At 34.9% G+C, this 21,411-nt stretch carries 13 protein-coding genes; 10 read left to right on the top strand and 3 right to left on the bottom strand.

Features of this window, described 5'->3' with window-relative positions:
• The first annotated feature begins 5 nt into the window (after window positions 1-5).
• On the top strand, window positions 6-782 hold the full coding sequence (locus HND39_07885) for a hypothetical protein (protein ID QKJ96210.1): 777 nt from the start codon (window positions 6-8) through the stop codon (window positions 780-782).
• A gap of 9 nt (window positions 783-791) precedes the next feature.
• Here the strand turns inward: HND39_07885 and HND39_07880 are convergent, their stop codons facing one another.
• Together HND39_07880 and HND39_07875 are read right to left on the bottom strand one after the other, a co-directional pair.
• Window positions 792-1,751: an IS3 family transposase gene (locus tag HND39_07880; GenBank protein ID QKJ96209.1), complete on the bottom strand. Its 960-nt coding sequence runs from the start codon at window positions 1,749-1,751 to the stop codon at window positions 792-794.
• On the bottom strand, window positions 1,748-2,074 hold the full coding sequence (locus HND39_07875; GenBank protein ID QKJ96208.1) for a transposase: 327 nt from the start codon (window positions 2,072-2,074) through the stop codon (window positions 1,748-1,750). The genes HND39_07880 and HND39_07875 overlap by 4 nt, the downstream gene beginning before the upstream one ends.
• 1,048 nt (window positions 2,075-3,122) lie before the next feature.
• On the opposite strand from HND39_07875, the gene HND39_07870 reads away from it, so the two are divergent.
• The 5 genes from HND39_07870 to HND39_07850 all read left to right on the top strand — a co-directional run bounded on the left by HND39_07870 (window position 3,123) and on the right by HND39_07850 (window position 10,005).
• Window positions 3,123-4,988, top strand: a complete 1,866-nt coding sequence (locus tag HND39_07870) for a T9SS type A sorting domain-containing protein (protein QKJ97930.1) — start codon at window positions 3,123-3,125, stop codon at window positions 4,986-4,988.
• 298 nt (window positions 4,989-5,286) lie between these two features.
• Window positions 5,287-6,237 carry a hypothetical protein gene (locus HND39_07865; GenBank protein QKJ96207.1) on the top strand — a complete coding sequence of 317 codons (951 nt, stop codon included), beginning with the start codon at window positions 5,287-5,289 and terminating at the stop codon, window positions 6,235-6,237.
• A gap of 144 nt (window positions 6,238-6,381) precedes the next feature.
• Window positions 6,382-7,290, top strand: coding sequence for a hypothetical protein (locus HND39_07860; protein QKJ96206.1), 909 nt, complete (start codon window positions 6,382-6,384; stop codon window positions 7,288-7,290).
• A 23-nt stretch (window positions 7,291-7,313) separates the two neighbouring features.
• Window positions 7,314-9,314, top strand: a complete 2,001-nt coding sequence (locus HND39_07855) for a hypothetical protein (GenBank protein QKJ96205.1) — start codon at window positions 7,314-7,316, stop codon at window positions 9,312-9,314.
• Window positions 9,315-9,327: 13 nt separating this feature from the next.
• Window positions 9,328-10,005 carry a hypothetical protein gene (locus tag HND39_07850; protein QKJ96204.1) on the top strand — a complete coding sequence of 226 codons (678 nt, stop codon included), beginning with the start codon at window positions 9,328-9,330 and terminating at the stop codon, window positions 10,003-10,005.
• Between the two features lie 135 nt (window positions 10,006-10,140).
• Here HND39_07850 and HND39_07845 read toward each other — a convergent pair whose 3' ends face one another.
• A complete protein-coding gene (locus HND39_07845; protein QKJ96203.1) occupies window positions 10,141-11,349 on the bottom strand; it encodes a glycosyl transferase family 39 in 1,209 nt (402 codons plus the stop codon).
• A gap of 218 nt (window positions 11,350-11,567) precedes the next feature.
• Here HND39_07845 and HND39_07840 point away from each other — a divergent pair, with 218 nt between their 5' ends.
• The 4 genes from HND39_07840 (at window position 11,568) to HND39_07825 (ending at window position 21,387) form a co-directional block, all read left to right on the top strand.
• A complete protein-coding gene (locus tag HND39_07840; protein ID QKJ96202.1) occupies window positions 11,568-13,775 on the top strand; it encodes a S8 family serine peptidase in 2,208 nt (735 codons plus the stop codon).
• Between the two features lie 629 nt (window positions 13,776-14,404).
• On the top strand, window positions 14,405-17,002 hold the full coding sequence (locus HND39_07835; GenBank protein ID QKJ96201.1) for a hypothetical protein: 2,598 nt from the start codon (window positions 14,405-14,407) through the stop codon (window positions 17,000-17,002).
• Window positions 17,003-17,011: 9 nt separating this feature from the next.
• Complete coding sequence (smc, locus tag HND39_07830; protein QKJ96200.1) at window positions 17,012-20,599, top strand: chromosome segregation protein SMC; 3,588 nt, start codon at window positions 17,012-17,014, stop codon at window positions 20,597-20,599.
• Between the two features lie 65 nt (window positions 20,600-20,664).
• A complete protein-coding gene (locus HND39_07825; GenBank protein ID QKJ96199.1) occupies window positions 20,665-21,387 on the top strand; it encodes an MtnX-like HAD-IB family phosphatase in 723 nt (240 codons plus the stop codon).
• Window positions 21,388-21,411: the final 24 nt, after the last annotated feature.

Raw genomic sequence — 21,411 nt, 5'->3', positions numbered from 1 at the left:
ACAAAATGTACACGAAAATATTCTTTGGCGCTTTTCATTATGCTATAATTATTATTGCAGCATATACAATAGTAACATTTGCACAAAACCCTTGTCCAACTTGTAATGATTTATTAGATAAAGGCTGGGGTAACGCTGGTGAGGATCCTCATACTCCAATTCAAGGCAATATGGATGAATTTGCAGCTACAGACCCTGAACCTTTTATTTTAAAAGTAAACGAATATCCACCAGTAAAGTCATTTCCAATCAATCCAAGCGCTGAAAACGAATACTCTGGATGCAGTGATGAAACGTTTTACTATTTTTCATTTGATACAGATGACAATTATTTACCGATTAATTTTAAGATGCCGAGGAATTTGGAGAGTTCAGTTAAAACATACAAAGTTGATCAAAATGGAAATTACTTAAATGGGTACGAAGTTACTGTATATCCGCCTGATGTTGTACAACCAGGGAATTGGTCCCCAGATTTTGTGATGAAATACGATGGATCCATGCATGATGTTGCGTGGATTCCTCCGAGCTTATACCCTTGGGGGAATATTGTGACTAGTGTAGTAACATATATTCCTCAATCTCTTATAGTAAGCCTAAATGGTGTCAATAGTTTAAATTATAATGAACAGTCTGAATTTATTGCAGATATTAATGGCGGAGGCGGTAATTACCGTATCACCTGGTCTATCAGAAATTTCCCGAGCGGAAACTGGCAACAGGTTAAACAAAATCTTCTGTATTGGTTCAGCGGAAAATGGAATTTCTGGTTAGTTAAGTAAGGTAGAAAATCAACTGACATTTCTTACCTCAATTCTTTTCAGTTTGGCTTCATTAAGTTTCATTTCTCTTAGCTCTAATTTTTCTTCAACTCTGCTAAACAGAAAATCTTCGGGAGTTAAATAAAACAACGAACTGTGAAGTCGTTCAGTATTGTAGTAATCAATATAAGAGGAAATCTGTTTACGTGCATCATCAAGATTTATTAAAGAAGATTTCATTAAGCAGTCCTGATGAATAGTTCTGTGGTAACGTTCAATCTTTCCGTTGCTCTGAGGATATGCAATAGAGGTTCTGATGTGCTGTAATCCAGCTTGCTTCAGATATTCAGCAAAATCTTTGGAAATAAACTGAGGACCGTTATCAGAAATAATTCTTGGTTTATAACCGGGATATTTTTCTAAAGCTCTCTGCAAGGTTATCTGAACATCAAATTGCTGCATATTCTGCCTAAGCTCGTGATGAACAATATATCGGGAGTAACCATCAATAACAGAAATAAGAAACAGAAACGTTCCGTGATAATTAACGTAGCTAATATCTGTATGCCAATGCTGATGAACTGCTGCTGGCTGATTAAAGCCATCTCCTTTAGAAGATCGTTTAACTTTATTCCATCTGTTAAGCAGCCCTGCTGCTTTAAGAACTCTGTAAGTAGTAGCCGGAGATACAGCAGCAGCATTATCATCAATCATCATATAAGTAAGCCGTCTGTAACCTTCACCCGGATGATCTTTAGCATAACTGATAATAGTTTCTTTCTCCCAATCAAGGCACCAATGCCCTCTGGGAGTTTTACCGTTATGGTTATTAGAGATTCCTTTTCTATCAATCCAGGAATAATATTTACTGTAATTTATTCCTATAAGGCGAATCATTCCTTTAAGAGAAATATCAGCCTTAGCTCTGATGAGATTTATAAAATCAATTACATTATCTCGTATATCCGGTTCAACCCATTGCCCGGTCATATTTCCCCATCTATACTTTTTTTTATATCTATGTTTTCTTTAAGCAGAATAGCAATTGCTTCATCCCGGTCTCTCAGTTTAGATTCAAGTTTTTCTATCTTTTTTTGTTCAATAGTAGTTTGTTTATTATTTACTGCTTTTGTTTGAAAAATATCTTTTGCTCCTTCAAAAAGCTTTTTCTTCCAGTTATATATATCATTGGGGTGAACATAGTATTTTTCTGCAAGCTGGCTGATGGGAATATTGTTTTCAAGAAGTTCTCTAAGAATAAGAACTTTCTGCTCAGGTGAATAAAATTTTCTTTCTCTTTTTGTTTCGGACATTGAAATTTTCCTTTCTGTTTACATTAATACAAATTTAGGAAATTCCATTTCCGTCTGAAGCATTACACTTCCTCATGAAACTTATTATAATATTTATGGTCATTCCTACATCTTTTATGATGACGAATATAAATTCAACCTAACAATGCCGGATAATGATATTGAATTAAAAGTGGTGGTAATTGATAACGATACCTACGAATATGTATTTGCAACAAAAGTAATAACAGTAAATCCTGAAGAGGTAACTTTTATAAACCATATCGAAACTTCTGAAAATTATGGAGAGTTAATTATTAATGAAAACCACTCAGACCCGATTTCATCAGGTGACAATCGTGACTTAATATTTGGGAACAACTATACAATAAGAACAGACGAACTTCCTTTTCTGGTTGACTGGAATCCTTCAGGAAAAACAGAAAAGCATCACAGATGGGTATTTGAACTTCTTCAAGACCCTGCTTATGAATTAAACCATTCTTTCTTAATGCAAGCTACAACTCCTCTTGAGATGAAATCAACATTCCAATCAACCGAACCTGCCTCAATAAAAACCTTTGTTGATGGAATTGAGTTTTCAGGGCTTGATATTAATTTTAACGATCCCTGGTATTATTATAAAGATGGTGAAGAAAATTGGTTCCAGTCTGATGTATTCAATTCATATCCTTCACCAGTGGAAATGTATAATAATTCATCAACCTCTTATGGTGGTATATTTTTAAATCTAGAAGTTTCTCCTGACAATCCTTACTATTCAGTTCAATCACCTTTGACACAAACAAAAAATTTAGGCGGTTCAAGTGGTACAAGAACTTTTTATTTTCAGAATTGGAGTACTTCGGGAGGCGTTTCGCTTCAACAGGTTGGCTCAAACCCACCAGGCTACGACCAGAAAGCGGTTGTGTTTACAACTGCAGGTGCAACAGTTTATGCAAACCTTAAAGGGCAGCTAATGAGCAGCGACCAGAACGGAATAAGCAGCGGCTCACAACGTAAGCTTGTAAGAACAGATAATGGAATTTACCATTGTGTATATGAATCTATGGGAGAGGTTTGGTACACACATAGCTTAACAACAAATTTTAATGGTCAGTGGCGTCAGGATATCTGTATTTCGAATACTATTGGTAATATTAGTAAAAATCCCTCGATTGATTTTGAAGGGAACAAAATAAAAATAGTTTTTGAAACAGCTCTTAATGAAGAAGCAGCTATTTATCTTTTAACTTTTATCCCTGATGTGAATGGGAATTATATTTTTAGTGAAGCAGAAGAAGTGTTGTATTACCCGCTATCTTATTTTGGCAATGCAAAACCGGTTATTGCATATAATAGTATTCTGCTCTATGTAGCATACAGAAAAAATACGACGGACGGTCTTTATCAAAAAACAAAATGGAATTTTGGGGGTAACTGGCAATGGGGTGCTGAAGATCCGATACCAAATACAACTTCATATTCAAGTAACCCAAGTGTTGTTGGTATATCAAATAATATCCACGTAGTTTATCAGCACTCACTTGGTATAAGGTATATTTTAGCATTTTTTAATAACTATGTTGCTGATTATATCAACTATGCAATAATATCTACCGGCTGCGGCTACACAAATAACTACTCACCCTCAATAAGCCTTGTAAAAAATAACTATCCGGTAGTAAGCTGGGTTGGCTACAATTACACTGATCCGGGAGGCGGAGAAGTAAATAAAGTTGAAGGTGAGTCACCAACGTCCAAAATTGTTGTAAGAAGAGCAAAGGACAACAGTTGGAGTTCATTCTTCAAAGCAGGTTACAATGCAGTAACAACAAACAATAATTCAACAAGCAGCACGCTCAACGAAGAAAGTATAATTGCGTGGAGCGAAGGAAGCAGTCCTAACTTTTTAAGCAAATGGGTTAGAAGAGTAAACGGCAGTTACACAGACGCACATTCACTAAGCCATAACGGAAAGCAGAATCAGGTTTCCAACGGAACGTCAATAGATAATATTGAAGGAACTGTTTTTACAATTACACAACTTCCATATATGCTTTCATTAGTAACAACTGACTTTAATCAGCAATTTTCTGGCGGAAGTGGTTTAAACAAAGCTGGTGAACTAATCGAACTAAGCTATGGAAGAGAAGGAGTAATATATAAGAATGGAGTTGAGTTTCTTTTTAATATTGGGGATATAATTGTAGGCGACAGTGTAATTAAATTCATTGAACAGCCAGATACGATATTGTATTCATCAGCAGAAGAACTCAACACAGTAGTAAAGACAGTTCCGTTTTATCTATCAGCATCAACAGAATTTTATTTCACTGATTTTTATTATGTATTGAATGACAGTCTTGCAGATACATCACTAACGGCAGAAGACGAGGTAAATTTCAAGGTTGAGTTGATAAATAACCAGTCGGGGCAGGTAATAGGAACATTTGATAACATTACATATACGAAGGAATATCTTGATAAATATGCAAATGTATCATATCAGGTAGATTGCAGCAACATTGCATCTGGAAATTATTTTCTACGATTGGTAACAACAGTAGCAGGCGAAGCAGAATATCATCTTGGCAATGTTCAGAACAGCGGTGAAGAATTGAGCAAGCATAATTACCAGCGTATAAATTTCAACGGAACAGAACTTCCTGAATCATATTCACTTGAACAAAACTATCCGAATCCATTCAATCCAAATACTACAATAAAATTTCAAATACCGAAAGAAGGAATGGTTACTTTGAAAGTTTATGATATACTCGGTGCAGAAGTTGCAATATTGGTTGATGAAGAAAAAGTAGCTGGAAAGTATGAGGTAAACTTCGATGCAAATAATCTTGCAAGCGGAATTTATATTTACTGTTTGAATGTCAATGACTTTGCAAATGTGAAGAAGATGGTGCTATTAAAGTGATCAAATTTTAATGCTTTAAATATTGTGTTCAACAGTTTTTTAAAGGCGATCGGACGGTCGCCTTTTTTGTTTTATAGTTCTCTTCTTCCTTCTGTAATCCTGCACAAAGTTGGGATTTCATGCATTCTCCATTGTTTTCCATGCAGATGGAAATTAATCCTTTCCTTTTAATGCCTTGTAAGCAAATGATTTAACAAATTAACCGGCATTGGCACAATACTTATTTATCTAATTCCAGATAATGAGAGGAAACGGGAAAATAAATAATCATTTACTAAACATTTTTAAGGAGTTTAAAATGAAAAAACAAAGCAACCTTCACCGATACATTATGGCATTCTTTGCTTTGATGATGATCGCACTGTTTGTCAGATGCCAGGATGAAATGATAATCGATCCGGATGATACTGAACCGAAAACTGATCGTGAAGCTTTGGAAAAAATGGTGGACGAAGATTCTTCACTTACTTCATTTGATTACAATTATGATGAAGAAGGTCTGATGGATTTTCTGGGGAAAGTTACCACACAAATTTATCCTTTCAGAGTTGGTCAGAAAATGAGACTTGTGAATAGAACCTTAAGTATTGATTTCCAGGATACCGTTGCTTATGGTACACTCACGAAAACTTTTGAGGGAATATTAATGATTGCAGCATCTTACGATTCAAATGCAATTGAACCCGATACAATAATTAATAAATCTTTTACTGCAATAGTTACTCGCAATTTAATTTTTAGAAAGATTGCTCACACTCCATATCCTAGAAAAAATTGGATTCTTGCCGCTATTTCATTACCGGAAGGTGGAACACAAAGCCCGAATATCGATATCCAGGAAATGAATATCTTTTTACCAAACGGCGATACTTTATCAATAGATGCTCCGAACAATTACTATTTAAAAAGAGGTTGGGGATGGTGGCACAAAATTCCAATTCTCGGACATGGCGATTCAGTAAAAGTAAGAGTTAAATTATACAGTGCCTTTGAAGAAGATGATTTTGTTTCTTTAACCTGGGGTGCTAACAGGTGGATTAAACACAGAGTAAAGAAATTATTCGAATTGGTTTCATCTACACCAAATGGAAACGGTTTCGATAAAGTTTATGAGCAGACTTTCAGAACACATCAATGGCCCGGATTTTATCATGCAATAATAAATGCATTACCTCAGCAGGTTATTTTAGATGACGCTGCACCTGTCGAGGCAGAATCATGGGGTATTCCATATTTCGTTCATCCATAAACTGATTAGGAGGAATTGAGCTTCCCTGCACACGTCCTCTCCACATCCCCCTCCTTTTAACGCGGGAGGGGGAGATTTTATTTGCAGGGAATAAATAAAAATCGGATTGCTATTAAAAAAATTCAATTATAATTTTTAACTGTTATGAAAAAATTATTTGGTTACATTTTAATTCTACTAAGTATTCTTACTCTGAATAACTGTGACAAACCTGCACCGACTCAACTAATTGACGACACCACTGATGATTTTGAGATTGAACTACTGAATAAAGATCCTGAAAATCAGTATTACACAAGTGGTGCGGATACATCAGGAATTACACAGGATATTTCGAGAATTACCAATTTAATTTCAGTTAGCGGAATTAAAATTACGAGTGGTAATCAGACACACGAATTATCTTTGGCTCAGGCAATGTTTTTTAATAAAACACAACCAATAAAATATTCTGACGGAAGACTACTGGCATATAAAACAATCGTCCCCGGCTCAATAAAATTTAATGGAACTGAAGCTCACATCGTTCCTTTCAGAATCAAGTACAGAGATGACGGTGAAATGAAGGATACTTTGCTCGGATTTAAATATCAGCTTTATAATCTTTTCAACGGCTTTCCGGATCCTTTTTATTTCGACTATAATTCTACTGTAAGTTTTGAATTTGATCTGCTTGGTCCCGGCGGTATTATTACTTCAATAATTGAAACACCACTTGAAATAAACGGAAATGTTAGTCTGAATGGAAGTAAGATCAACAAAAATCTTGAAGCCGCATTAAGTTGGAATGGCGAAGGTGAGAGGAAAGTTACGATAATAATAGGCTTGATGAAACCAGGACATCAGCAATCAATTCCGATTTACAAAATGAGAACCCATGATGATGGTGATATGAAAATTCCAAAACGATTCTTTAATGAACTTCCTTTAGAGAGATTTGAAAAAATTGTTTTCACTTTCATTCGCAGCATTGAAAATTATCACAGGAAGGAAAACAGTGAATTATTAATATCATCACAAAGCATTCACAGTATAGTAGTAGAGATTCCTTGAGATTAATAATAATAATTTTTTCTATGGTCATGTTATTCAACTTTAAAATATTACCTCAAAGTTCGTTTGGTTTAGCTGGTTACTGGGGATTACAGGAATCTTTATCAATACCTTTTTACAATTATGAAAGCAATTCATCAAATTATTTCGGGATTAAAGATTGGGGAATTTCCTTACAATACGGTGCTGAGTTTGCCAAAAAAACTTTACCGGCAACTTACACCGATGATTTAACCACTGATAATTCTGAGCTTGATTTAAATACAAGTCTCTATCTTCTTTCACTTGTCAAAAGAATCGATAATCATACTCTATCAGCAAGATACACGCCGGGATATCAAAAGGAATTTCTTTTTGCGACTGGAGAATCTATAATAATTAACGATACAACTACCCAGTCTCTCGAAGCAAGTTATACTTACAAAGAGCTATTCGGGCTCGGTTATTCTTATAAATTTAATGAACGGTTTAACGCTGGGTTAACAATTCGTTTTTTTGATGAGGATTTTAATCAACAGATTATCAAACCGGTTTATGGAGATACTCTTTATCTTGTAACAGAAACGCTTAATGAAAATATTAATTTCTGGAAAGCAGATCTTGGCATTGACTTTATTTTGAATAATCAACTTCAGTTCAGATTGGCTTCAATCAATTTATTAAATTTTGGTGAAAATCCTGAAACAGAAGAATTCTCGGGATTTCAAATGGAAGAAAAAACCGGAGCTTTAATTATTGGCAGCTATTTGCCATTTGAACAATTGAACCTTCACTTTACTTACGAATCATCTGGTTCGTTTCAGGTAAGCACAACCGGTCATGTAAATAATTTTTCTTATGGTTTAACAATGTTTCATGACAAATACCAGCATCCATATATTGCAGGAATCATTCCAGCTATTGGTTACAGGACAGAACTTTATGAAATACTATTAAGTGGAGTTAAATATTTTTCTGAAAGAAGTTCAAACGCCGGGTATTCAAAATTTGCTGAGGAGGGAGTTAATAATATTATTAACAATGGCTACAGCTTTGATAAACTGATTTTAAGTGTGTCCTTGAAAATCAGCGGTACGCCGGAGAAAAAAGTTGAGCTGGTTGATGTTGAAATAATACGCGACATTTATCCCGTGTTCTATGATAAATATTTAGAACAACCGTTTGCTTATGGAAAAGTTGTAAATATTTCAGATGAGACTGTCAGCGTCATTCCTTCAGTAAGTATTGAAGGTGTTACAGAAAACAGAATTCAATCACCACCGCAAATGATTTCCCCCGGCGACACTGTAATGGTTCCATTCTTTCTTATTATTCCGGACAAGTATGATAACGATAAGCCAGTACTTTCGTATGCAGATTTTTATCTTGGCGAATATTCAGAAGTTACAGATGCAACATTGCAGAAAGCTGCATTAATTAATGGTATGAATAGCTGGGATGGAAATGTTTCAAATCTAAGATATTTTATAATGAGAGATGTTGATTATTCTATGAATTATTCAAAGAATATTTTAAGCGAATATAAATCGATCCTCGACACAATACCGTCAGAACTATCTTCATTCTACAAATCCAAATTTATTTTTAATGATTTTGTGAAGAGTCTGATTTATATATCAGATCCAAGAGCAAGCGCTGAATTTGTTCAGTTCCCGGAACAAACAGTTGAACTAAAAGGCGGCGATTGTGATGATCTGAGTGTTGCATATTCATCGTTACTTGAAAGCGTTGGAGTACAAACAGCTCTTGTTGATTATAAAGCTGATGGTGGTTTAAGACATGTAAATGTTTTAATCAACACAGATCTATCCCCATCACAAGCAAGATTGATTACATCCAATGATTCCAAATATTTTATCAGGAAAAATGAAAAAGGAATTGATCAGGTCTGGATCCCTGTTGAAACTACATCACTTACAAACTTCGATGAAGCATGGAATATCGGAGTAAAAAAATTTAATCATGATGCTATTGACGAACTTGGAATAGCAAAAGGTAAAGTTGAAATTATAGATGTTTATTAATGGAGAAAGTGAAATGAAAATTATTTTGATGTTTGTTTTTTTTATACCTTCTATCTTCGCACAAGAATACAAAGCATTGAATCTGAAAGGAGATGTTTATTATCAACCCGGTACAGCAGAAGAATGGATAAAATTAAAAGAGGGAACAATAATCAATGCTGATGCTTTTGTTTCCACAGGAAAAAACTCATCAGTAAAATTAGTTGGTAAGGATGAGTCTGTAATGTTGAAAGAATTATCCGCAATATCAGTTGGAAGTATTAAGAAAATGAGCACAGATGAATTACTTCTTGCACTTGCAATGGAGAATATGATTAATGCACCGAAAACAAACGGAAAAAGTCCCTCGAATACTACTGCAACTTACGGCGAAAAAGAAGATGAAAAAGTTATTAATGTTGGAGAAAATGATTTTGGTATTAAAAGATTAAACGGAGCAACCGAACTTGCCAGCAGTGGTTTGAAAGAATCAGCGATAATTTTTGCAAATGAAACTTATCGGAAATATCCTGACACGAAAAAAATTGCAAAGTATAGAATTTTATTTGCCGATATTTTTTATGAGAAAGGATTATATACTGAGGCACTCGGGGAATATCTGGAAATAAAAAAGCTGAAACTAACAAATGAAGAAAGTAAAAAAGTAAATGCTTCCGTTGAAAAGTTGAACAATATATTACTAACTGAATAATAGTTATAATATTTAGTTGCTTCAATCTTACTGTTTTTATTTAATATAAAAATTAATAATGCCTAAATCTTTATAAAGAATTTTCAGGTTAAACCCTCACTTGTATCCTTTATAGTTCAATAAGAAATATTACTATTAAAATCCCATTGTCCCTAAAAAAATAATTGATAAAGCTAAGACGTTCATAATTATTGAGTAAACAACCGAAGCTTTCCACAGATTTTTCGGTATACTCTTTAATGAAAGTGCAACTAATATTATAATAATGGGCAGAAAGTCTAATGAAAATCTTTGTGTATTAGCTTGCACGTAGCCGTTATTGTAATAAAGTAACGTATGAATTATCATCAGACTAATAGAGATCCAGGCGCCCCACAGTAATTTATTTTTCCATTTAGCCCAGAAGGCAAAGAAAACAAAAGGGCTTGCAAATGTAATTGAAGTGCCGAAAGGATCCATTGTAATACCACTCAAATGAGTTGCAGAGCTGAACTCTACATGAAATCCTTGTATAAACATGTATAATAAATTAAACGGAATATATACCGGTGAAAATAATCCATATCTTGCTACACGTTCGTTGAGGAAACCTGGAAGAGCGATATATGAATAGCCAGTGTTAAAAATGTTATCGAATCGTATCCAGTTGAATAAAAGATATAAACTAAAACACAACCCTAAGGAAAAAAAGAATGCAATTATGTTACTTGCTTTCCATTTGAATGATTTTAAAGAATTTCTATCGATCAATACTATTAGAAGAAAGAATAGAGCATAGATAGACATTTGCCTGGATAAAAATGCCATCCCGAGAAACAAGCCTGCTAATAATCCCCTACCTTTCCATAAAACTTCATTTAGTGCTAGTAACATACAAGTAACTGCTACAATGTGTGCAAAGAACCATACGCTGGAGCTTCGTAACGAAGAAGATAAGTAAGCGGTTCCGAGAAAAAAAGCAGCAACTATCCAGTATATGTATTGGGAATCAATTTCAAGTCGCTTGAGAATTTTTAACAGAAGAAAAATGTTGAGTAGGCTAAGGATTAAACTTACGAGCATAACTTTCGTAGAAGACACCCCAAAGACTGCTACAACAGGTAACAACAGTACGGCAGGGAAAGGTGGAAACGGTACATAATACTTGCTTTTATAAACTGCAACGTCCTGAAGGTTTTGATCAATATTCAATTGTCCGTGCATAAAGGCAGATGCTTGATGAACATAAAGATTTTTTTCTCCGCTATCAGAGACAATTTTTGGCAAATAAATTCCTAAAAGAAATAGAAATCCGAGAAGAATGAGAAATTTTTTAAAATGGGCTAAAGTGATAATTCTTTCCATACAATCAACCTTTTGGTGGAAGATTTTTACTTGGTATAACTTAGCACTTTTTGCTTCATTTTCAAATATTATTAAAATTTAAAGAGGTTTCAAATTTTTTAATTACAATCAGCTTTTATTTTCCTAAATGTTTTCTCTGTTGAGTTGACATTACCAAAAAAAAAAGACATATTAACTTTTAATAAACAACTACTTATTCAAAAAAATTAGGAATAGTTATGAGGCAAATTTTAACCAGTCTTCTTCTCTCAATTATTTTAGTTGGAATCTCAAATGTCCAAGCACAATCGACCAGAATAAATCCGTATCTTCAGACTGTTTTGCTTGACGCCGCAAACAATGAAATGATTGATGTTTATGCTACACTGAAAGATCAATATTCTTATGAAGATTTAAAACAAGAAACTGCCTTTCTCCCCAAAAAAGAACGACAGAAAGAAGTAGTGAGAATCTTGAGAGAGTATGCAGAGATTAAGCAGCAAAATATCCGTAATTATCTTGTAGAAGCTCAAAGGCAAAATCTTGTTACAAAAATTGATATCCTCTGGGCAGCAAATACCATTATATTTTCTGCTGTCCCCTCTGTCATATATAATCTTGCAGAGAACTTTGATGAAATTGCAGAAATAAGATATGATGTAAAGTATGATGAATCACTGGTTATTGATCCGACTGAAGAATCAGTTGCAGTAGCTCCCGAAAATGTTCTTGCACCACAACCCGGTTTAGTATTAATAAATGCACCTGCTGTCTGGGCTGCTGGCGATAGTGGACAAGGAGTACTTGCAGCAAATCATGATTCAGGTTGTTTCTGGGCTCACCCTGATTTAATAAATCAGATTTGGCATAACCTTGGTGAAGATGTGAACAGTAATGGCAAAGTAATTATATGGAATGGTTCTGCCTGGGTATTTGATCCTGGTGATGTTAATGGAATAGATAACGATGCAAATGGTTATGTTGATGATTTTATAGGATGGGATTTTGAAAATAATGATAATAATCCCGGTCCATCCGGTACACATGGAACGAATACTGCCGGTATTATTTGCGGTGATGGTACAAACGGAACACAGACAGGTGTTGCGCCGCATGCAAAATTAATTAATTGCCGGCTCGGCGGCGAATCAACTTCATGGCTTGCTATTCAATATTCTGTTGCTGCAGGCGTTGATGTAATTACAAGTTCGCATAGTTACAAGTGGTATTTTTCACCACAGCCGAATTATCCGATGCACAGACAGATGACTGATTTTGAATTGGCTGCTGGTGTTGTTCATACGAATTCTACCAGTAATGATGGCAATAGCCTTGGCAGCGCACCAATTCCATTTAATATAGCTGCACCAGGAAACTCACCGCCAGCTTGGCTGCATCCTGACCAGACTTTAACAGGAGGTCTTAGTTCAATTATTGGTGTAGGTAATGTACAGGCTTCAACGGATTTAATTGTCAGTAGTTCACCTTATGGACCAGCAACATGGGAGGATATTCAGATTAATCATCCGGGTTATCCTTATCCGATGCCATTAGCATATCAGGATTATCCTTACGAAACTATGCCAGGTTCAATTGGTTTGCTTAAGCCAGATGTTTCTGCACCCGGTAACGGAACAACAACAACTTCTGATAATGGCGGTTACGCCTCTTTCAGTGGAACTTCCGGTGCAACGCCGCATGTTTGTGGTACTGCTGCATTACTTCTATCAGTCAATCCGAATTTAACTCCAGCAGATGTTAGTATGATTTTGCAGACTACTGCTGTTGAAAAAGGAACTCCGGGTAAAGATCCGAGATATGGTGCTGGTAGAATTGATGCATATCAGGCTTATTTACTTGCAGTTTCAATGATACCTGTTGAACTCTCATCATTTATTGCATCAGCAAATGAAAACTCAGTTACCTTGAATTGGTCAACAGCAACTGAGACAAATAATTCAGGGTTTTCTGTTGAAAGAAAAACTCCTCTTGATGAAAGATGGATTGAAGTTGGTTTTGTTCCCGGCTTTGGGACTACTACAGAAAGAAAAAGTTATTCATTCATTGATGCAAATCTTTCAATGGGTTTATTCAGCTATCGTTTGAAACAAATTGATTTTGATGGAACAGTTGAATACAGCAATGAAGTTTTTGCAGAGATTGGCTCACCACAAAATTTTGTACTGATGCAAAACTACCCGAACCCTTTTAATCCTTCAACTTCGATTGAATTCTCAATTCCTGTGGTGAGTAATGTTTCAGTTGAAATATATAATGTAATTGGTGAGTTGGTGTCAAGTTTGGTTAACCAATCACTTGAAGCTGGTTATCATAGAATTAATTTTAACGCAAGCAATTTGCCATCTGGAACTTATATTTATCAATTGAAAGCGAACGGACAGAATGGAACTTTTGTTGATACGAAGAAGATGTTATTGATGAAATAAAATTCAGTTTTGTTGAGGCTGTCTCACAAGCAATGTTTTCTCGATAATTTTTCTGATTCCATCAGAAAAAACTTTTTTGCAGCAGGCAAGCTCGAAAACCAAATAGAGTAAAATATTTCCGGGAATGAAATATCTTGAGAGAACCTATTGAGACAGCCTCTTAAAAAAGAAAGAGAGTATTGGCTTTTCCGAAGGAATCTTTTGGATAGCCAAATTTTAATTGATAGTTGGGTTGAAGCCTGGAGTTCTTTTATCAATTTCATTTACAAAAGAATGGAAGAGAGATACTGTCATTCCAGCCTTGCCTGTCCGGCAGACAGGTATGAAGTTTAATTTTTCGCAAAAAGAGGACCTTCCTCCGGCGGAGATGCATCGAAACTTGTGAGTGGCATTTATATTTATCAACTTATTGCTGAGAAATATTTAAGCTCGAAGAAGATGGTTCTGCTGCGTTAGTAATCATAAAAAGTTTGGGCAAAGAATTTTATATCTCAACTACAAATTGAAGATTGTGCTAAAAACCTGACTTGATGTATTCTCGTAATACTTCAACTTTCCGATTGATTTCACCTCGTTTCTGTATTATATTTGTGCGTTTTTTATAATTTTTCAAAGGATTCGCTTATCGGATGTTAACCTTCCCCTTAAGATTTCTGGTATTGTCAGGATTTCTTGCACTATTTGCTTTTCATTTTTCATTCAGTCAGGTTGTTTTTAAAGAAGTTCCCGATTATAAAATTCGTTCTAATGATTCACTCTTTTTCGATCTCAGTTCTACCCGTTCAATAATTCCTTTGAATGGAAATTGGTCGGTTCGATCAGCAAAAGATGAAGATGCACCAAAGGTGGAAGTGAAAGTGCCATCAATATTTGAAGGTGAAGGTGAATTAATTTTTGAAAAGGAATTTGAACTGACAAAAAACCAGATAGTAAAGAACACATTAGAACTGGTTTTCTTTTCAATAAATTATACCGCTGATATTTCGCTGAACAATACTATTATTTACCGTCACAGCGGTGGTGAATATCCATTCAGAATTTTACTGCCGAGAGATATCTTAAAAAGCACTAGTAAAAATGTTTTATCTCTGAAGTTACTTTACGAACTCAATTCTAAAAATACTATCCCTCAGAAGCAGCGATTTCTCTTTCCACAAAATCGTGGTGGAATAATAGGTGATGTTTACATTCATCTGGAACCGGATTTTTATATCGTTAAAGAAAAAATTGAAAATTCATTTTCTCATGATTATAAAAATGCTTCGCTCAGTATTGAGACGTTGATAAAAAATAACAGATCCAGAGAAAATTCAATCGTTGGTGATATTTCCCCTTCTTATAATTTAGTAATCGCAGTAACTGATCAGGCAGGAAATCTTGTCAAAGAAACATCTGAATTCAAATTTGTGCTTGATCGCAACAAGGATATTTCAATCAAACAAAAAATTGATATTCCTTCAGCACTTTTGTGGACTCCTGAAACACCAGCTTCGTACGTTTTAAAACAGCAGATATTCAACGGTGATTCACTCATTGATCAAAAAATAAAATTGATTTCGTTGTATGACCTCAAGTACGGAGAAGAATCATTTAAGCTCAACGGTGCTGATTATACTTTAAAAGGAGTTTCCTACTATCCCGGCGTTGAAAATTATGGCAGGCTGATTGCTTACGAGGATATGGAAAGAGATATTTTAATGATACACGAAGCGGGATTTAATTCGGTTCGGTTTGCTAAAAGTACTGTGCATCCATATTATCTTAGTTTGTGTACGAAGTACGGACTCTTTGCATTTCTTGAAATTCCTATCAACGCTGTACCCAAAGGAATTGCTTCAGAGGAAAGTTTTATCAGCAGAAGCGAAGAGTTTCTATACAATTACATTTCGTTTTATGGTGATTATTCTTCATTTGCAGCAATAGGTTTTGGCGGAACATTTCTTCCTGAACTTGAAGAACATATTTCGTTGATAACAACTCTGGCTAATTCTGCAAAAGAAAGAAGCCATCTTCTTACTTACGCTTCATTTTGGGGAACAAACATTCCTGTTATTGACAAACTTGATTTGTATGGTCTGGAATTTTTTTACGATGACCCAATCAGTTTTGATGAACAGATCAGAGAACTTCAGAGCAAGATTGGTAAAGGAAAAGTTTTCTTTTCATCCGTTTCTTATCCTGTCTATATCGGGGGAAGCGATGGATATCTGAATGAATTTTCTTTTGAAGCGCAAGCAAAATATTATGAAGAATTTTTTGATTATCTCAATCAGATCAAAGCGCCTGCATTCTTTCTGAATTCATTTAATGATTATTGTGGAGATTATTCCTCACTTCTTTGCGGCGGTAGTGAAAGGAATTTATATAAAATCGGATTGATGGATGAAGAACGCAGTAAAAACAGAATCAGCTACAAAGTAGTTTATTCAAAGTTGAATAATCTTGAAAAAGTAACAATCCCTATCGGCAGCAAAAAAGATGATTCACCAATGACTTTCATAGTCTTTGGGCTTTTGCTGGCAATATTTATGGGAGTTCTGGTAAATTCCGGAAGAAAGTTTCGTGAAGATGCTTCGCGAGCTTTGCTTCGTCCGTATAATTTCTTTTCTGATGTTCGGGATCAAAGAATAATTTCTGCTTCACAAACTACTTTACTTGGATTGATAATCGCCGCTGTTGTTGCACTTATCGTAAGCAATGTTTTATTTCATCTGAAAACCAGTCTGGTTTTTGAAAATCTGCTTCTTGCTTTTGCCAGTCCGATGCTAATGCATGTAGTTAATTATCTGGCATGGCATCCTACAATGGCAATATTGTGGCTCACTGTATTTAACATTGTTCTCTTTGTCATCATTGCCCTGATTATTAAGATTGCCTCAATGTTTGTTAAGACACGAGTTTACATTATCAGTGTTTATTTTACATTTATTTGGGCGATGCTTCCTGTAGTTTTACTTATTCCTGTTGGAATAATTTTATACAGACTATTGTTTACTGGTGATATAAATTCTTATGTTTATCTCGGACTTATTGCCATTAACTTATGGGTTCTTTACAGACTGATGAAGGGAATACATGTTCTGTTTGATTCAAAACCGGGATCGGTTTATCTCTATAGTATTCTTTTCATTCTTGCTTTGATTGGTGTTGTTTTATTTTATTATGAACTCAAATATTCAACTATTCAGTATCTGCTTTTTGCAACGAAACAGTTTAATATTTTTTAAAGGTCAGATTTGTATTTATCAAAGCTTGAAATATTTGGATTTAAATCTTTTGCGCAGAAAACACCGATAAAATTCCACGAAGGCGTTACTTCAATTGTGGGACCAAACGGCTGTGGAAAGACTAATATTGTGGATGCAATCAGATGGTGTCTTGGCGAACAAAGAAGCAGCACATTGCGAAGCGATAAAATGGAAAACGTTATTTTCAATGGAACTTCAACCAGAAAACCGATGGGAATGGCAGAAGTTTCACTCATTATAGAGAATACAAAAGGCATACTTCCAACCGAATATACTGATGTGACAATTACCAGAAGAATTTTCCGCTCCGGCGAAAGCGAATATCTGCTGAATAAAAACATCTGCCGCTTAAAAGACATTACTAATCTTTTTATGGATACAGGTATTGGTGCAAATGCATATTCTGTTATCGAATTGAAAATGGTTGAAACTATTCTTAGCAGCAAAGCTGAGGAACGCAGAACCATGTTCGAAGAAGCTGCCGGTGTAAATAAATATAAATTGAGAAGAAGACTTGCACTTAGAAAACTTGAAGAAGTAATGAGCGATCTTACTCGCGTTAATGATATTGTAAGTGAAGTTGCTAAAAATGTTTCCAGCCTTGAAAGACAAGCAAAAAAGGCTGATAGATATAACCAACTATCCTCAAGATTGAAAGAAATCGAGCTTGAACTTGCTGAGCGCGAATATGCATGGTTTCTTGACAAAGCCGAAGAGATAATTCAGAATAAGGTTGAAAATAATAAGAAAAAGAAACAGTGTGAGGATGAAATATTTTTACTCTCGGAAAAGCTTGATGCAATTAAAAAAAATCTTGCCAGCTATGAAACTGAACTTAAGAACAAGCGGATTGAAGAAAATCAGCAAACAGAAAGTATTTACAAATTGCGAAGTGATATTTCTGTTTCAAAGGAAAGACAGAATTCAGTTAAGTTAAATATTTCCAGATACGAAAATGAAATCATTGAACTCAACAGCCGGACAGAAGCAAAACGGAATATTATTGCTCAGGCGCTTCATTCAACCGAATTACTCACACAGGAGATAGATAAGAAAAGAGAATTAAAGGATGATCTTAAACTGAAAATTGAAGAAGCAGGTTCATTGCTTGATCAAAAAAGAGCCGAAGTAAAAAAACATTCTGAAGTTATTGTTTCAGGATTAAAACAGGTAAGTGATAAAGAGAACGAGCTTCTTAACATTACAAAAACTCTTGAGGACAGAAATTCTCAGATAGGCAAATTGAATACACGGATCCTGAATCTGACAAGTGATGTTGCGAAAACAGTTGGTTTCCTTGAAAATCTTAAAGAAGAAAAGGAAAAAGTTTCTTCGAAGTTAAATGAAGCTGAGGATAATTATGCAAAGAAAACTCAGGAGAAAGAAAAACTTGAACAGGAGTTGAATGACTACAAAGCGAAAGAACTTGAACTGAACAGCATACTGCAAAGCCTTAGCGATAAAATTTCCTTTATCCAAAATCTTGTTGATAATCTTGAAGGCGTTTCGCAGGGAACCAAATCATTACTGGAACTTAAAAACTGGGCGAATGGAAGAGTAACACTCCTTGCAAATGCAGGAAATTCTTCCGATGATTTACGGGCTGCTGTAGAAGCTGCGCTACGAAATAATGTGAATGATATTCTTATTTCTTCTTTAGAAGAATTGAAGAAAGGAATTCAGCATCTGAAAAATAATAATCTTGGGCGTGCATCATTCTATCTGAAGCAGAATGGCGACGGAAGCTCAGGATTTATAACCAATCTTCAGAATTTTTTTACTAACAGGCAGAAGAAGAAAATAAAAGCAGAGAGTTCATTTAAGATTTGGGCTGCTGATGCTGTGCAAGTTGATGCTCAATGGAAAAATTACTTCCAAAAATTACTTGGGAAAACTGCAGTCGTAAAAGATATTGATTCAGCAATTTCACTCTCGCAGAAATATTCTGATTTCCGGTTTGTTACTTTGGATGGTGATCTTGCGGAAGGAACGGGTTTGATAGAAAGCGGTTCCCCGGTTGTTGACGAATCTCTGTTTGGCAAAAGACAACTCTTAATGGAAATTAAAAAAGAAATTCCATCCAGGCAGATCGAACTCAGCGATATCTCAAAGAAAATTTCTGATTATGAGGAGAGGATTGATAAAATTGATTTGAAGGTTCTTTCTGATCAGGGAAGAATGCTGGTAAATGATCTTGCCAATATTGATAAGCAAATTTCCCAATTTGAATTTGAAAAGAAAAAAGCCAACGATGAGATTGAAAAAATCCGGCAGCTTATACAGGATACAGCCTCTGAGTCTAATAAGCTTGATAATGATAAAAGTATTATCAACACACAGCTTGCAGAAATTCAAAATCGAAAAACACTGGCTGAATCGAAATTGCATTCGCTTGAAGAAGAAAACAGGAAAGCCGAATTATATTTTGACCAGTTAGTAGCTGAAGAGAATGAAATTAAAATAGCTCTTGAAAGAAGTCTCGGTGAAGTAAGAAATCTTCGTAACACAATCACACAATCAGAAGAAAATATTGAAAACACAGGTAAATCAATCGGGTCACGTAGAAACGACATTGAAGCTGCTCATACAGAAGTATCCGGAATAAATATTCGAATAAATAAACTTGAGTCGGAAGCCGGTGATCTGGAAAATAAAAAACAATTAATAATAGAAGAACTTCAAAAAGTTGAAACCGAATATGATGCTTTAAGATCAGAAAGTTCAGTGATTGATTCGAACATTAATACAATAAGAATTGAAAAAGATAATATACTTGACGCTAACAGGGATCTTGAAATAAAGCTGAACGAGTATGAAATCAAAAAGAATAATCTCCTCGAACATATTAATGAAGAATATTCCATAAAGATTGACCGGAAAAAATTTGATGATAATGATACATTCGAATTTGAACCCCGCAAAGAAGAAGTTCATGATCTTCGGCAGAAAATTCGTAATCTCGGGCCAATAAATCTGCTTGCCTATTCTGAATTCGAGGAAGAACGCGATAGACTTGAATTCCTAAATAAGCAGCGCGATGATCTGGTTGAGTCTGAAAAAGATATTGTAAAAACTATCGAAGAAATAAATCACACAGCTCAGGCAAAATTTGCTGAAACATTTAATCAGATAAAAGAAAACTTTATAAGAGTTTTCAGGTCACTGTTTGATCCAGGTGACGAAGCTGATCTGAAATTGGAAGAAGGAGCCGATCCTCTTGAAGGTAAAATTGAGATAATTGCAAAGCCAAAAGGAAAAAGACCTACTTCAATTGAACTATTATCAGGCGGAGAAAAAACATTAACTGCTATTGCGTTACTATTTGCTATTTATCTTGTAAAACCAAGTCCGTTTTGTATCCTCGATGAAATTGATGCACCTCTCGACGATGCAAATATTGACCGGTTCACAAGACTGATCAAACAGTTTAGCGAGAACACACAGTTTATTGTTGTTACTCATAACAAAAGAACAATGGAAGCGGCGGAAACACTTTATGGAGTAACAATGCAGGAAGAAGGAGTTTCAAAATTAGTTAGCGTGAGATTTAACGAAGACATTAATGTTGTTGCTTAGTCAACAAGTTTAAAATTTGAACAGAAAATCAGCGTATCATTTCAGAACTTTAATCCATCAATACTTTGTCAGATAAACAATTCAAAATATTTTTAGACTTCGATGGAACCATCACGAAGAAAGATGTTGGCGAAGAGATATTCAGAAAGTATGTTAATGAGGAAATTGTACGCAGAATAGTTGATGATCTGCTTGCAGATAAAATTTCTTCGAGAGAATGCTGGCAAAATCTGTGTGATGCAGCATCTGTAATGGATAAAACCGAGTTTGATCGTTTTATACTATCACACGAAGTTGAACCAACACTGCAAAACTTTGTTGAATATTGTGAGGATTGCAGATATCCGGTTTTCGTTTTAAGCGATGGTTTTGATTATTATATTGAAAAGATTTTCAGAAAAGAAAATTTATCACATCTAAAATTTTACAGCAATAAATTGATTCTGACTGATCAGGGAAAATTGATCCCGTCATTCCCATACTTCAGCAGTGATTGCAGAAATTCATCAAACTGCAAACAAAATCATATTATTGAAAACAGCAGTGAAGATGATTATACGGTTTATATCGGAGATGGTAACTCGGATATAGATGCAATTCAATACGTTGATTTCATTTTTGCGAAAGACAACCTCCTTCGATTTTGTGAAATGAACAGAATAACTTTTTTTCCGTACAGAAATTTTGATGATGTGATAAACAGGCTTGATGAATTTCGGTCAAAAAAAAGATTGAAGAAAAGACATCAGGCAGAATTGAAACGCCGCGAAGCGTTTTTAGCAGAGTAAAAAATATTTTATAACAGATTTTAA

Source organism: Ignavibacteriota bacterium (assembly GCA_013285405.1).
Taxonomy (GTDB): domain Bacteria; phylum Bacteroidota; class Ignavibacteria; order Ignavibacteriales; family Ignavibacteriaceae; genus IGN2.
The sequence above is the reverse complement of the archived record's forward strand: the minus strand, read 5'-3'. Positions and strand labels throughout refer to the sequence as shown.